The organism is uncultured Sphingomonas sp. (assembly GCF_913778135.1).
Classification (GTDB): Bacteria; Pseudomonadota; Alphaproteobacteria; order Sphingomonadales; family Sphingomonadaceae; genus Sphingomonas.
In genome coordinates this window covers 1-14,088 of the sequence record NZ_CAJYVU010000120.1, presented here as the reverse complement: position 1 = coordinate 14,088, position 14,088 = coordinate 1, and the positions used below count along the sequence as shown (strand labels likewise).

Sequence of the window (14,088 nt, the reverse complement as noted above, 5' to 3'; positions counted from 1 at the left end):
ATGAAGCTGCTCGCCAACGCGCGTCAGGCGGCGCTGCCCGCCGCGATCCTGCTGCTCGTCGTGCTGATGGTGGTGCCGATCCCGGCCGCCATGCTCGACATCTTCTTCATCATGAACATCACGATCAGCCTGGCGGTGCTGATGGTCGCGCTGAACGCCGAGAAGCCGCTCGACTTCTCCGCGTTTCCGACCGTGCTGCTGTTCGCGACGCTGTTCCGGCTCGGCCTGAACGTCGCGTCGACCCGCGTCGTGCTGGTCCACGGGCACGAGGGCGAGTCGGCCGCGGGCCACGTGATCGAGGCGTTCGGCACCTTCGTGATCGGGGGCGACTATGTCGTCGGCCTGTTCGTGTTCGCGATCATCGTCATCATCAACCTGATTGTCGTGACAAAGGGCGCGGGCCGCGTGTCGGAGGTGTCGGCGCGCTTCACGCTCGACGCATTGCCCGGCAAGCAGATGGCGATCGACGCCGACCTGAACGCGGGCCTCATCACGCCAGACGAAGCCAAGAAGCGCCGCGTCGATGTCGCGACCGAGGCCGAGTTCTACGGATCGATGGACGGTTCGTCGAAGTTCGTGAAGGGCGACGCGGTCGCGGGGCTGCTGATCCTCGCCGCCAACATCGTCGGCGGACTGATCCTGGGTCCGGTCAGCCACGGGCTCGGCATCGCCAAGGCAGCGCAGACCTATACCATGCTCGCGATCGGCGACGCGCTGGTCGCGCAGGTGCCCGCACTGCTGCTGTCGATCGCTGCCGCCTCGATCGTGACCCGCGTCAAGTCGGAGAAGGACCTGGCGGGCCAGATCGGCAGCCAGTTCGGCTCCGCGCGCACCTGGACGCCGGTTGCCGCGATCCTGACGCTGCTCGGCATCCTGCCGGGCATGCCGCACCTCGTCATCCTGCCGATCGCCGCGATTGCCGGCTTCGCCGCGTGGAAGCTCAACCAGATCGCCAAGCGCCCTGCCCCCGCCGAGCCGGCGCCCGTCGCCGAGGCACCCGATCTGTCGAAGATCGGCTGGGACGAGGTGACCGAGGGCATGATGGTCAACCTCGACATCGGTTACGGCCTGGTGCCGCTGGTCGACGAGCGCCGCGGTGCGCCGCTGATGGCGCGGATCACCGGGGTTCGCCGCCAGCTGTCGAAGGAGCTCGGCTTCGTCGTGCCGCAGGTCCGCGTGCGCGACGACATCAATCTCGCGCCCTACACCTATCGCCTGATGCTGGGCGGCGTGTGCGTCGGCGAGGATCAGGTGTCGCCCGACGAGATGCTGGCGCTCGACACCGGGCAGGGCTTCGGTGAGCTGCTGGGCAAGAAGGCAAAGGATCCGACCTTCGGGCTCGACGCGACCTGGATCGCACCGGGCGACGCCGATGCCGCGACCGGTCAGGGTTATTTGGTGGTCGACGCGGGCACCGTGATCGCGACGCATCTGAACCACGCGCTCGGCGCCAATTCGTCCGACCTGCTGGGTGCGGACGAGGTGCAGGCGCTGCTCGATGGATTGAAGGAGCGCTCGCCGCAGCTGGTCGCGTCGCTGTCGCCCAACCCGCTGCCGCTCACCACGCTGACCGCGGTGCTGCGCGCGCTACTGGCGGAAGGCGTCACCTTGAAAGAATTCCGCCGCATTGCGGCTGCGATCTCGGCCTCGGCGCAGCACAGCGCCAATGCCGAAGAGATCGTCGAGCTGGCAAGGCCGCTGCTGGGTGGCCTCATCATCCAGAAACTGGCGGGCGTGCGCGAGCCGCTGCGCGTGATGACGCTGGAAGGCGGGCTGGAGCAATTGCTCGGCCAAGCCGTCCGCGCCGATCCGTCGCGCCGCCACGTGATCGAGCCCGATCTGGGTCGCCGCATCGTCGACGCGCTGCAAGCCGCGGCGCAGCCGATGATCGCCGAGGCCAAGCCCTTCGCACTCGTCGTCCAGCCCGCGATCCGCGTGGCGGTGCGCAAACTCGTTCGAACCGTTCTGCCGGATACCCCTGTCATGAGCTTCTTTGAAGTACCCGAGGACAAGGCCGTCGAGGTCGTCGCCGTGATCGGCGGTGCGGCGCAACCCGCGCATGTCGGCCACCAGCAGGCGCTCGCCGCATGAGCGCCGAGCCCATGCGGAACGCGTTCGCCGACGCGCAGCCTGTCGCGACGCCCCCCCTCACCTATAGTCCGCGCGTACGCGCGCGTGACGACGCGGCGCTGGTGCAGGCGCATCTGCCGCTCGTCCGTCGGATCGCATGGCATGTCCATGGCTCGGTCTCGACCGCGGTCGAGGTCGAGGATCTGATCCAGGTCGGGCTGGTCGCGTTGGTCGAGGCGGCGTCGGGCTGGGAAGATCGCGGCCAGGTGACGTTCAAGCAATATCTGACCACGCGGCTGCGCGGCAGCATGATCGACGAGCTGCGCCGCCACGCCGCGATGACGCGCGGCGCGATCCGCCGTCGACGCGAATTCACGCGCGCGACCAACGCGCTGTCGCATGAACTCGGCCGCGCGCCGGTCGAGCGCGAATTGGCCGATCGGCTCGGCGTTTCGATCGAGAAGCTGCGCAGCGACTATGCCAGTGCGGACGCGATCAAGTATGAATCGATCGACGAGGTCTATGCCGACGACCAGCCGTGGTTCGCGAGCGACGAGCCCGACGCCTTCACGCAACTGGCCGAAGCCGAGCAGCGCGACGCGCTGATCGCGGCGATCGCCAGCCTGCCCGAGCGCGAGCAGCTGGTGATCCAGCTGTATCACGTCGAGGAGCTGAACCTCGACGAGATCGGCCAGGTGCTGGGTGTGGGTGCCGCACGCGTGTGCCAGATCAAGGGCGCCGCGCATGCCAAGCTCAAGAAGGCGATGCTGCGCCGCTGACGCTGCCCTGACTTCTCCCGACCTGCCCCGCCCGCGCCCCAAGCGCCGGCGGGGTTTCTTTTGCGCGCGCGGTGCGTTTGGGGTGCGAAGGAGAGATCAGATGACCGACCAGCGTAGCCCCGAACCCGAGCAGCCGATCGGCGACGTGGATGCGAGCGGCGTCCCGATCGGCCACGAAGCGGAGCGCCGCCCGGCCGAGGACGACGACGACACGGCCGCGCACGACGACGGCACCGACATGGATACCGACGACCTGACCGTGCAGGGCGGCGAGTAGCTAACCGGTCGAGACGAGCGTCGTCGAGGCAAGTTGACTGAGTGCCGCATGTCGTCATCGGTGGCACGCGCGAAAGGTCCCGGAAAGTTCCGAAGGTCACGCGCCTACGCATGTGCGCGGGCGCGCGCGGCTGCGCGCGGGCGAATATAGCGATGTTAAAGAGTAGCGGAGTGGCGCCCTGGCGTACCGCGCGCGTGTAGGACAGCGCCGGATGCGCCTTGCACAAGCGAAAGCCCCGGCGGTCGCGTGACCGCCGGGGCTTCGTTTCACCCCAAGGCAGGGTCGGGCTTAGCCGAGCAGCTTCAGCACGCCCTGCGCCGACTGGTTGGCCTGCGCCAGCATCGCGGTCGATGCCTGCGACAGGATCTGCGCCTTGGCGAGGCTGGTCGTCTCGGTCGAGAAATCGGTGTCCTCGATCCGGCTGCGCGCGTCGGACAGGTTGGTCGAGGTGGTCGTCAGGTTGTTGACGGTCACTTCCAACCGGTTCTGCATCGCACCCAGGTCACCGCGGCTGGCGGAGATCTTGTCCATCGCGGCATCGATCACCGACATGGCGCGCGATGCCCCCGCCTGCGTCTCGATCGAGAGCGCACCGGCGACTGTGTCGTCGTTACCGCCCTGCGCGGTGAGACCCACCTTGGTCAACGTGGCCGCCGAACCCTCGACGCGAACGTCGGAGCCGCTCGGCGAGGACAGCGTGATCGTTCCGCGCGAGGCCGCCGAGCCGTCGCTGACGCCCGCCGAGCCGTCGGCGTTCTTGACCGCTGTGGTGAAGGTGCCCGTGTCCTTGACCGTGATGTCCTGTCCGGTGTCCGAGCTGAGCACCAGCTTGCCATTCGCATCAGTCGATGCCTTGATACCCGACACGTTCGCGTCGTTGATCGCCTTGACGGCTCCAGCGGTATCGGTCGCGCCGGTCAAGTCGATGACCGAACCATTGATGCTGAACTTGTCCGCAGCAACGTTCGCAAGGTCGACATCAAGCGTGACCTGGTTGCTCGCGCTTGCGGTTACGCCAGTCTGGCCCGACACCGCGTTGATCGCCGCTGCCTTCGATGCAGCCGAGGCATCGCTCGACTTGCCGATCGACACACCGTTGATGCGCAGGTCGTCACCCGCCGCCAGCGCGTCCGCACTGGCGCCAATGCCGGTCACCGATCCGTTGGCACCCGTGGCATTCAGACCGAAGGCAGCGAAATCGTCTGCCGCGCCCGCGTCGCCCTTTGACACGCTGATCGCCGCACCGTTCTGGCTGTTGAGCGCAACGAAGCCTTCGAAGTCGCCATCGGTGAAGCCGCCCTTCGACGAGGCAGTGCCGCCGATGCTGATCTTCGTGCCGGTGTCATTCGACAGCGTGATCTTGCCGTCCTTGAGCGTCGCAGTGACGCCGGCCACGTCGCGGTTGATGTTCTTGACCAGCTCATCCGCGCTCGCGCCGGTGACGCCGATGCCATTGATCTCCAACTCACCGTCGGCCACGCCCGTCGACGATACGGTGCCGCTCGTCAGCGTGTTGTAGGCGGTAGCCGACACGCCGGTCTTCGACGTGTTGGCGTTGATCGCGGTGGCGAGCGCCTTGGCCGTGTCGGTCGCGGCCGACTGATCGGTTGCGAGCGCGTCCTTGCCGTTCAGCTGGATATCGCCCTTGGCCAGCGTAGCAAGGCTGCCGACGCGGCCGGTGGTCAGCTGACCCTCGACGCGGTAGCCGGTCAGGCCAAGCGCACTGGCCGACACTGCACCGACCGTCATGGAAACGGACTCGCCCGAGTTCGTGCCGGTCTGAAGCTTCAGGTCCTTGACCGAACCGTCGAGCAGGTTGAGGCCGTTGAAGTTCGTCGTCTTCGCGATGTCGTTGATCTGCGAAGTCAGCTGCGTGACCTCGGCCTGGAGCGCCTTGCGGTCCGACGCGCCGAGCGTGCCGTTGGCCGACTGGGTCGCCAGCTCCTTCATGCGCTGCAGCATGTTGGTGACTTCGCTGAGCGCGCCTTCCGCGGTCTGCGCCATCGAGATGCCGTCATTGGCGTTGCGCACCGCGACGTTCATCGACTTGATCTGGCTGGTCATGCGGCTCGAGATGGCGAGGCCGGCGGCATCGTCCTTGGCCGAGTTGATGCGCTTGCCGGTCGACAGGCGCTCCATCGAGGTCGCCAGCGACTTGCTCGCCATGGTCGACGCGTTGGCGGCGCGCAGCGAAGAGATATTGGAATTGATCACGGTCACGGTGAAGTCCCCTTCAATCGAGATTGCCGGGCCCGCTTCACGTTTCGTCGGGCCGTCACCGCATCAAACGACCGGGTGCGGGCAGGCTTAAGCGACTTTTCGTGAGAAAATCCGCCGCGGCCTGATGCCGGGCACGGCCCCTCGCGCGCCCTCGCCCGTGTGTAGATACATCCCGCGCGTGCCTGTGCGGCCGCGCCCGGAAAATATCTGCCGTTCCACCGGCAACGATACGCAGCGTTAACCAATTCGGCCGCAAAGAAGTGTCACGAACAAGGGGGAATCGTTGCAATGCGTTCGATCGTGCCATCGGCGAGAGTGATGAACGAGCATCTGACGCTCGTGTCGTCCTTGCGCGCGCAGGGCTTTGCGGTGGAGCTGCCGGGCGGCCGCGCGCAGGCAGGCGCCGGGCATCTGGTCGCCGAGGGCGAGGCGATGGCGGTGCCGGCGCGCACGCTGATCGTTGCGCGCGTCGACGAGGGCGAGGCGCCCGGCGTACAGCCGTTCCGCGACGGACAGCCGGCGCGGATCAGCTACGCGCACCGCGACGCCGCGGTCGGCAACGCGTTCGCGCGCGCGCTGATTGGCGGACCTGCGCTGCCGACCGCCGCCGATCCCGAGAGCCTGGCGCTGCTGGCGTTGGCCGAGCGTGTGGCCGAGGCCGACATCACCGTGCTGATCAACGGGCCGACCGGGACCGGCAAGGAAGTGCTGGCGCGCACGATCCACACGAACTCCGCGCGGGCGGATGGTCCGTTCGTCGCGCTGAACTGCGCCGCGCTGCCCGAGACGATGCTGGAGGCGATGCTGTTCGGGCACGTCAAGGGCAGCTTCACCGGCGCGACCGCGGCCGGTGACGGCTTCTTCCGCGCGGCGCACGGCGGCACGATCCTGCTCGACGAGATCGCCGAGATGCCGATCGGTCTGCAAGCGAAGCTCTTGCGCGTGTTGCAGGAGCGCGAGGTGGTGCCGATCGGCGCGACGCAGCCGGTGCCGGTCGACGTGCGCGTGATCGCCTGCGCCAACCGCGATCTGCAGGCCGAAGTCGCCGCGGGTCGCTTCCGCGCCGATCTCTATTACCGCCTGTCGGTGTTCCCGCTGACGACCAAGGCGCTGGCCGAACGGCCGCAGGACATTCCAGCACTCGCCGCGACGATGATCCTGCGCCATGCAGGGAATCGCGCCACCGTGCCGTGGCCGTCGGACGAGGCGATCGCCGCGCTCTTGGCACACGATTGGCCCGGCAACGTGCGAGAGTTGGAGAATGTGATCCAGCGCGCGCTGCTGTTCGCCGGAAATGCGAAAACGATCGAGGCGAGCCATATCCTATTCGACCGTCCGGCTTCAGCCCCTGCCGCGCTGCCGGTAGCCGAACAGATCGACGCGCCCTCCACGCTGGGTCAGGTCGTGCAGCTGTCCGAATTCGCCAAGATCCGCGAAACGCTGGCGGCGTGCGGCGGCAGCCGGATTGAAACGGCGAAGCGCCTCGGCATTTCCGAGCGCACGCTGCGCTACCGGCTCGCCAAGGCGCGCGAGCAGGGTGACGACCTCGCCACGCTACGGGTCGTGGGCGCATGAGCGCGATCGGAGGCGTCGGCGGCGTCGACCGGGTGATGGCGCTGCGTGCGCAGATCCTGGAGCGCAACAGCGCGTTGCAGCGCGCTAACACCGCCGCAGCGGCACCCGCAATCGACAGCGCGACCGCGGCCGCGCCGACCAGCTTCGCCGACACGATGCAGAACGCACTCGCCAAGGTGAACGACGGTCAGCAGCGCGCAACCGCATTGTCCGAGCAGTACGAGCGCGGCGAGACGATCGACATCGCCAAGGTGATGCTCGCACGTCAGGAAGCATCGGTCGGCTTCGAGGCGACGATGCAGGTCCGCAACAAGATCCTGTCCGCCTACAAGGACATCATGAGCATGCCGGTCTGACATGAGCAACGCACTCGCCCCCTCCACGAATCTCGTGCCCGAGAGGTTCGCCAACCCGCTGCGGCAGATCCAGGGCGCGCTCGCGCAACCCGCGGTTCGGCGCGCGGGCCCGATGGCGCTGATGGTCGGTCTGATCGGCGCGGCCGGGCTCGCCTGGTCGGCGCTGTCGACGCCGCCGCAGAAGACGCTGTTCGCCGGGCTTCCCGACAGCGACAAGGCAGCCGTCACCAGCGCGCTGACCGCCGCGAACATCCCAAGCCACATCGACGACGGCGCAGGCACGCTGACCGTCAACGAGGAGGATTATTCCAAGGCGCGGCTGTTGCTGGCGGGTCAAGGACTGCCCAAGGCCGCGCCGGGCGGCTACGCGATCCTCGATCAATTACCGATGGGTGTCAGCCGCGCGGTTGAGGGCGAGCGGTTGCGCCAGGCGCGCGAGACCGAACTCGCGCGCTCGATCCAGGAGATCGACGCGGTCGCCGAGGCGCGCGTCCATTTGGCGGTGCCCGAATCGACCGTGTTCGTGCGCGACAATGCCGCGCCGTCGGCGTCGGTGGTCATCAAGTTGCAGGCCGGGCGCTCGCTGTCGGACGCGCAGGTATCGTCGATCGTCAATCTAGTCGCCTCGTCGGTGCCGGGGATGAAGCCCGATGCGGTGACGGTGGTCGATCAATTGGGCGCGTTGCTGAGCAAGTCGGGTGACGGCGCAAGCGACAGCGGCGACGCACGGTTGCGCGTGCAGCGGCAGGTCGAGGACAAGGTACGCCAGCAGCTGAACGCGCTGCTGACCCCGCTGGTCGGCGCGGGCAATTTCACCGCCGAGGTGCAGGCCGACGTCAACATGGACGAGACCAGCGCCACGCGCGAGAGCTATGACAAGAACGGTATCCTGCGCGCCGAGACGGGCAACTGGACCGGCAATCAGGCGAACACGCAGGCGCCGGGCGGCATACCGGGTGCGCTGAGCAACACGCCCCCGCCCGCCTCTCAGCTGTCGACGCCGCAGCCGGCGACCGGCAACCCCGGCACGCCTGCGGGCGCCCCGGTTGCTGGTGGCCCTGCCCCCGACGCGAACAAGCAATCCGACTCGTTCCAGCGCGCCTATGACCTCGGCAAGGAAGTCTCGGTTACGCGCGCGGCGCCGGGCAGCATCAAGCGACTGTCGGTCGCGGTGCTGCTGCGCGACCCTGAGAAGGGTCGCCGCACCGCGATGGAGATCGGGCAGATCGACAGCCTGGTGAAATCCGCGGTCGGCTTCGACGGCAACCGGCAGGATCAGGTGACGGTCATCAGCCGCAAGTTCGCCGGCGCCGACGATGCGGCGAAGACCGGCCCGGCGTGGTACGACAACAACTGGCTGCCGGTGCTGGCGCGCAATGTGACCGCGATCGTCATCGCGCTGCTCGTGCTGCTGCTCGGCGTGCGGCCGATCGCCAAGGTGCTGATGAAGAAGCGCGAAGATGCAACGCCCGCGCTCGCTGCCCCGCAAACGCTGGACGAGGACGGCAATCCGCTGCCCGCGGTCGACGCCGACGGCAATCCCGCGATTACGGTCGCCCCGCCGGTCAGCCTTGAGCAGATCGCCGCCAGCCGCAGCTACGAGGAGAAGATCGGCGCGGTGCGCGGCTTCACCCGCGACAATCCCGCGCGCGCCGCGCTGGCGGTGCGTGACATGATCATGGCGGACGCGAAGTCATGAGCGAGCAACTGCCGATGCGCCACTTCACCGGCGTCGAACGCGCCGCGGTGCTGATGATGCTGGTGGGCGAGGAGGAAGCCGCCGCGATCCTACAGAAGCTGGAGCCGGAGGAGGTTCGCCGTCTGGGTAGCGCGATGTTCGCGGTCGCCGACGTCAGCGAGGACGATGTCGAGCTGGTGCTCGATGATTTCGTCGGTCGCGCGCGTGAGCGCAACGGCATCGCCTTCGATCCGCGCCCGCACGTCGCGGCGGTGATGAACCGCGCATTGGGGCCGGAGAAGGCCGAAAGCGTGCTGGCGCGCATCACGCCGGCCGAGGCCGCGTGCGAGATCGAGCTGCTCGACTGGCTCGACGCGCCCGAGATTGCGCAGATGCTGGAGAAGGAGCATCCGCAGATCGCCGCGGTGCTGATCGCCAACCTCGATCCCGCGGTCGGCAGCCAGGTGCTCGAACTGCTGCCCGACGCGGTGCAGCCCGACATCCTGCACCGAATTGCCAAGCTCGGCCCGATCACGCCCGAGGCGGTCGAGACATTGCGCCAGATGATCGCCAACCGCACCGCGACGCGGTCAGGTCGTGGCCCGGCGCAAGGGTTGCAACTGGGCGGCACGCGCGAGGCGGCGAAGCTGTTGCAGGGCGCGCGCAAGGCGACCGAGCAGCGTGTCATGCCCAAGCTGTTCAAGCTCGACCGCGATGTCGCCAAGCAGATCGAGGAGGCGATGTTCGTCTTCGACAACCTGCTCGACATGGACGACAAGAATCTGGGCACGCTGATCCGCAACGTTGACGGCGACGTGCTGACGCGCGCGCTGAAGGGCGTCGACGAGATTGCGCGCAACCGCTTCCTCGGCTGCATGTCGGCGCGCGCCGCCGACGGCATCCGCGACGAGATGGAAGCGCGCGGGCCGATGAAGCTGACCGACGTGCTGGAAGCGCAGAAGGCGATGATCCAGGTCGCGCGCAACCTTGCGAAGGACGGCACGATCCAGATGGGCGCGGGCGACGACGATTATGTCTGAGACTTCGTTCAACGCACATACACAGACGAGGTCATCGATGGCGGATGCTGGCGGTTTCGTCGTCGGTTTCCCTGCGCGCCGCGACGCCGCCGCGATGGCGCTGGCCGACGCGCACGCGACGCGCGCCTCCGGCTTTACCCCGGCCGAGCTGATCGCGCGGATCGAGGAAGCGTTCGGCGGCGGGCCGAAGCATTTCTCACCCGCACCGGCGGGCGCGCCCGCGCCGCAGCACTTCTCACCCGCAGACCGCGACACTGATCCGACCGCGGGCTGGGATCCGATGGACGCAGACGCCGAGCCGACGCCCTTCATCGATCCGGTCGAGACCGCGCGCGAGCAGGGTTACGCCGAGGGCGTTGCCGCGGCGCGTGCCGAGATGGAGGCGACTGCGGCGCGCGATGGTGCGATGCTGACCGAGCTCGCCGCCGCGCTGGCGCAGGCAAGCGGGTTCGACCGCGACCTGCTCGCCGGGCGGCTGCGCGCCACTGTGATGACACTCGTGTCGCGCGTGATCGGTGAGGCGGGCGTCTCTGCCGAGCTGCTGGCGCGGCGCGTCGAGGCGGCGACCGACCTGCTGGCGGATGCGAGCGAGTCGGCGATGCTGCGCGTCCATCCCGACGATGTGGCGCTGCTCGACGGGCACCTGCCCGCGACCGTGTTCGCGGTCGGCGACGAGCAGGTTGCGCGCGGCAGCTTCGTGCTGGAGGCCGCCTCGACGATCGTCGAGGACGGACCGGAAATGTGGCTCGACCAGCTGACCGCCGCGATCGACCGCGTCGCGCTCCCCACTCACGCCTGATCGGCCGACACACCCATGCTCAACCGTTTCTCGGGCGATTACCTCGACACGATCGCCAACGCCGATTTCGCGCCGCGCGCGCGTGTGTCGGGGCGGCTGTCTTCCTACGACGGGTTGCTGATGGAGGCGGTGGGCCTGTCGCTGCCGGTCGGCACCGTCTGCCGCGTCGGCGACCATGTCGAGGCCGAAGTGATCGGGTTCCGTAACGGTCGCACGCTGATGATGAACCTGGGCGGCCCCGCTCCGCTGCTGCCGCAGGCGCCGGTGCGCCCGAGCGGGCCGGCGGGCGAGGCGGAGGTGGGCGCGGCGATGCTCGGCCGCGTCGTCGACGGTGCGGGCAAGCCGATCGACGGACTGGGCCCGATCCGCGGTGCCGGCAAGTGGCCGCTCGCGGGGCATATGCAGTCACCGCTCGACCGCGGGCGCGTGCTAGAACCGCTCGATGTCGGCGTTCGCGCGATCAACGGCCTCTTGACGATCGGTCAGGGGCAGCGCGTCGGCATCATGGCGGGATCGGGCGTCGGCAAGTCGGTGCTGCTTGGCATGATGGTGCGTGCGGCCCAAGCCGACGTGATCGTCATTGGGTTGATCGGCGAACGCAGCCGCGAGGTCGCCGACTTTCTCGAAACCAAGGTCGCGGGCGAGGCGCGCGCGCGCTCGGTCGTGGTCGCGGTCCCGGCCAACCACTCGCCCGTACTGCGCATCCGCGGCGCGCTACGCGCGACCGCGATTGCCGAGGCCTTCCGGGCCGAGGGCAAGAACGTGCTGCTGATCATCGATTCGCTCACCCGCGTCGCGCACGCCGGGCGCGAGATCGGACTGGCGCTGGGCGAGCCCGCGTCGGCGCGCGGCTATCCGCCCTCCGCCATCGCGATGCTGCCCAATCTGATCGAGCGCGCGGGGTCGGACGTCAACACCGGCGGCGCGATTACCGCGATCTACACCGTACTGGCGGACGGCGACGACGGCAACGACCCCGTCGTCGATTCGGCACGGTCGATCCTAGACGGACACATTGTGCTGACGCGCGCGCTGGCGGAGGCCGGCGTCTATCCCGCGATCGACATCTCCAAATCGGTCAGCCGCGTGATGACCGACATCGCCGAGCGGCCGCATTTGTCGGCGGCGCGCGCGCTCAGGCGGCACCTGGCGACTTACGAGCAGAACCGCGATCTCGTGCTGATGGGCGCGTATCGTTCGGGCAGCGATCCCGCGATCGACGCCGCAATCGCCTATCATCCAGCGGTCATGGAGTTCGTGCGGCAGGACACCGAACAGTCGGTCAACCTGGCCGATGCGGTTGCCGAGCTGACCGGCGTGTTCGGCGACGCCTGAGCGTGGCGCTCGACCCCAAACGCCTCGCGCGCGTTCACCGCGTTCGTACGCTGCAATTGGGACTGGCGCAGGCCGACGAGGCACGCGCGCGCGAGCAGGTGGCGAGCGAGCAGGCGCTGGCAGGGCGCATCGCGCAGCTCGCCGCCGCGGTCGCGCCGACCCGGACCGAGGCGGGCGCGATGGCGCTGGCGGCGAGCGCGCACTACCGTGAACGGCTGCAACGCTCCGCCGAGGCGGCGAACAACCGCGTCCGCACCGCCGAGCAGGCGGCCGAGCGGACGGTCGCCGCGACGCAATCGGCCAAGCGCGACCAGAGCGCGATCGAGAAGCTGATCGAACGCGGGCAGCAGGCGCTGATCGAGGCCGAGCTACGCGCGCTCCAGGACCTGCCGGGGACGCCGCGGAAGAACCGGCACGATCCTTGCTGATCCACTCACCGGTATCCTCTTGCCGGTGAGTTCATACGCCTTCCATGACCGCGATTGCCAGCCTGTTGTCGACCACTGCCGTCACCCTGCCGGGCGCGTCCGCGCCGATCGGAGTGGCGACCCTCGCGCCGTTCCCGGATCTCGGAGTGGCGCAGGCGGCGGTGGTTCCCGCGGCGAGCGGGCGGCAAGCAATCGCCGGCAGCGGCAACACGCTGCCGGTCGCGACAGGTGACGTGGATGCACTAGCCTGGCTCGCCCCCATGCTGGCGGATGTGGGCGGTGGGGCCGAGCAGGTTGCACGCGAAAGCGTCGCCGCGTCGTCGCCAACGGCCGCAAACGGCATTCCTGCGTCCTCAACGCGTGCGACGATCGTCGGGGCGGGCGCTGCGCCGGCGAGAGCGGTGATCGGCAACCGCTCAGCGCTATTTTCGGACATGAAGACCGATGTGACCGCGCTGCCGCTCGCGGCATCTCGGGTTCAAACCGCCTCGACGCCAATCACGACCAGCGCACCCGAGGACCATCTGCCGGGCGTCGACACGCCCGCGGACGATGCAACGCGTGAAATGGCGGATGATGATGCGCCGGTCGATACGCAGCAGCCGGGTTCGGGTCAGCGCGGCGGCATGATTTCGCAGCCGGCGATCGCGCCTGCGACAATGCCGATCATGCCGCCATCCGCTCAGGTGACAACGGCAGCGACCGAGGTGTTGCATGGCGTTCCTGCGGAAGAGGCCACGATCGCTCCGCCCGCCGATACGGGATCGCAGCGCGCCGCCAACGCCCGCGAGAATGCGGTTCCGACTGCTGGCGCAATGGCGTCCGCTCCTCCGGTTGCGGGGTCGGGGCCATCCGGCACGACGCTCGCGCACGCGGTTGTGCCGCTCTCCGAGCATGCAGCACCAGAAACGCTTCGGGTGGCCGGCGCCCCCGTCCGCGCGGTGTCGAACGACGCACCTATCGAGGTAGTCAAGGGCGCCATCGCACCCGCGCCGCGCGACGCCGGGGTGCATCCGCTGGCGATCGGCGCGACTCCTGCCATGGTCGCGCCTCTCGATGCAGAGGTCGCCTTGCCTGAGGCAGGTCGCGCAGCATCGCCGCGCGCAACGCTGACGCCGATGCCAATTCCGTTGCCAGCCGATACATCCCGGGCAGAGAACAAGCCTGCGGCGCCGGTGCCCGTGGATACCCCGATATCGGCTACCCACAGCGGCGTTGGTGCTTCGCCGTTGAATATGGCTCCGTCCGCCAGCGCCACTGCTGCGCTCGCGGAGCCGGTCGCGCGCGGGTTGCCGCGCGTTCGCGGCGTGCGCCCGACCGATCGACATCAATCGGACGTTCCGGCTAGCAGTCAGACGTTCGTTGCGGGCGCGGACGCGCGCGTACCGATCATTGCCGGCGCGCCATTGCCGCTCGCGACATCGGCGGGAACAGCCACGTCGGTCAGTGCTCCCGAACAAGCGTTCAGGCTCTCGCCCACGCAGCTGCGTGTTCCCGCGACGCAAGCAATGACGACGACGGCGGGGGCAGC

Annotated in this window: 10 protein-coding genes and 3 pseudogenes; 11 read left to right on the top strand and 2 right to left on the bottom strand. The window is 68.6% G+C overall.

The window, feature by feature from the left end:
• From flhA to QZ847_RS11090, 3 genes are all read left to right on the top strand, one after another.
• Positions 1 to 2,091, top strand: coding sequence for a flagellar biosynthesis protein FlhA (gene flhA / locus QZ847_RS11100; RefSeq protein ID WP_294356513.1), 2,091 nt, complete (start codon positions 1 to 3; stop codon positions 2,089 to 2,091).
• Complete coding sequence (locus QZ847_RS11095) at positions 2,088 to 2,849, top strand: sigma-70 family RNA polymerase sigma factor (protein WP_294356511.1); 762 nt, start codon at positions 2,088 to 2,090, stop codon at positions 2,847 to 2,849. The genes flhA and QZ847_RS11095 overlap by 4 nt, the downstream gene beginning before the upstream one ends.
• Positions 2,850 to 2,949: 100 nt before the next feature.
• Positions 2,950 to 3,126, top strand: a complete 177-nt coding sequence (locus QZ847_RS11090; protein WP_294356509.1) for a hypothetical protein — start codon at positions 2,950 to 2,952, stop codon at positions 3,124 to 3,126.
• Between the two features lie 288 nt (positions 3,127 to 3,414).
• Here QZ847_RS11090 and QZ847_RS11085 read toward each other — a convergent pair.
• Both QZ847_RS11085 and QZ847_RS11080 read right to left on the bottom strand, forming a co-directional pair.
• Positions 3,415 to 3,681 (bottom strand): annotated as a pseudogene (locus QZ847_RS11085) (flagellin); the annotation flags it as partial.
• 954 nt (positions 3,682 to 4,635) lie between these two features.
• Positions 4,636 to 5,340: pseudogene (locus tag QZ847_RS11080) on the bottom strand (flagellin hook IN motif-containing protein); the annotation flags it as partial.
• Positions 5,341 to 5,634: 294 nt separating this feature from the next.
• Here QZ847_RS11080 and QZ847_RS11075 point away from each other — a divergent pair.
• The 8 genes and pseudogenes from QZ847_RS11075 to QZ847_RS11040 form a co-directional block, all read left to right on the top strand.
• Complete coding sequence (locus tag QZ847_RS11075; RefSeq protein ID WP_294356507.1) at positions 5,635 to 6,921, top strand: sigma 54-interacting transcriptional regulator; 1,287 nt, start codon at positions 5,635 to 5,637, stop codon at positions 6,919 to 6,921.
• On the top strand, positions 6,918 to 7,277 hold the full coding sequence (gene fliE, locus QZ847_RS11070) for a flagellar hook-basal body complex protein FliE (protein WP_294356505.1): 360 nt from the start codon (positions 6,918 to 6,920) through the stop codon (positions 7,275 to 7,277). Before QZ847_RS11075 ends, fliE begins: the two co-directional genes overlap by 4 nt.
• A 1-nt stretch (position 7,278) precedes the next feature.
• The gene (gene fliF / locus QZ847_RS11065) at positions 7,279 to 8,976 is read left to right on the top strand and encodes a flagellar basal-body MS-ring/collar protein FliF (protein ID WP_294356503.1); all 1,698 of its coding nucleotides are present in this window, start codon (positions 7,279 to 7,281) and stop codon (positions 8,974 to 8,976) included.
• Positions 8,973 to 9,995: a flagellar motor switch protein FliG gene (gene fliG / locus QZ847_RS11060; RefSeq protein WP_093006345.1), complete on the top strand. Its 1,023-nt coding sequence runs from the start codon at positions 8,973 to 8,975 to the stop codon at positions 9,993 to 9,995. Before fliF ends, fliG begins: the two co-directional genes overlap by 4 nt.
• Before the next feature lie 37 nt (positions 9,996 to 10,032).
• Positions 10,033 to 10,794, top strand: a complete 762-nt coding sequence (locus tag QZ847_RS11055; RefSeq protein ID WP_294356502.1) for a FliH/SctL family protein — start codon at positions 10,033 to 10,035, stop codon at positions 10,792 to 10,794.
• A 15-nt stretch (positions 10,795 to 10,809) separates the two neighbouring features.
• Positions 10,810 to 12,129, top strand: a complete 1,320-nt coding sequence (locus QZ847_RS11050; protein WP_294193175.1) for a FliI/YscN family ATPase — start codon at positions 10,810 to 10,812, stop codon at positions 12,127 to 12,129.
• Between the two features lie 2 nt (positions 12,130 to 12,131).
• Entirely contained in the window at positions 12,132 to 12,557 is a 426-nt protein-coding gene (locus tag QZ847_RS11045; protein ID WP_294356501.1) for a hypothetical protein, read from the top strand.
• A 44-nt stretch (positions 12,558 to 12,601) separates the two neighbouring features.
• Positions 12,602 to 14,088, top strand: a pseudogene (locus QZ847_RS11040) (hypothetical protein); the annotation flags it as partial.

Excerpts from the sequence above, each read along its gene's own strand:
- QZ847_RS11095 (WP_294356511.1), top strand. The coding sequence starts at position 2,088 with ATGAGCGCCGAGCCCATGCGGAACGCGTTCGCCGACGCGCAGCCTGTC.
- QZ847_RS11050 (WP_294193175.1), top strand. The coding sequence starts at position 10,810 with ATGCTCAACCGTTTCTCGGGCGATTACCTCGACACGATCGCCAACGCC.
- QZ847_RS11055 (WP_294356502.1), top strand. The coding sequence starts at position 10,033 with ATGGCGGATGCTGGCGGTTTCGTCGTCGGTTTCCCTGCGCGCCGCGAC.
- fliF (WP_294356503.1), top strand. The coding sequence starts at position 7,279 with ATGAGCAACGCACTCGCCCCCTCCACGAATCTCGTGCCCGAGAGGTTC.
- QZ847_RS11075 (WP_294356507.1), top strand. The coding sequence starts at position 5,635 with ATGCGTTCGATCGTGCCATCGGCGAGAGTGATGAACGAGCATCTGACG.
- flhA (WP_294356513.1), top strand. The coding sequence starts at position 1 with ATGAAGCTGCTCGCCAACGCGCGTCAGGCGGCGCTGCCCGCCGCGATC.
- fliE (WP_294356505.1), top strand. The coding sequence starts at position 6,918 with ATGAGCGCGATCGGAGGCGTCGGCGGCGTCGACCGGGTGATGGCGCTG.
- fliG (WP_093006345.1), top strand. The coding sequence starts at position 8,973 with ATGAGCGAGCAACTGCCGATGCGCCACTTCACCGGCGTCGAACGCGCC.
- QZ847_RS11090 (WP_294356509.1), top strand. The coding sequence starts at position 2,950 with ATGACCGACCAGCGTAGCCCCGAACCCGAGCAGCCGATCGGCGACGTG.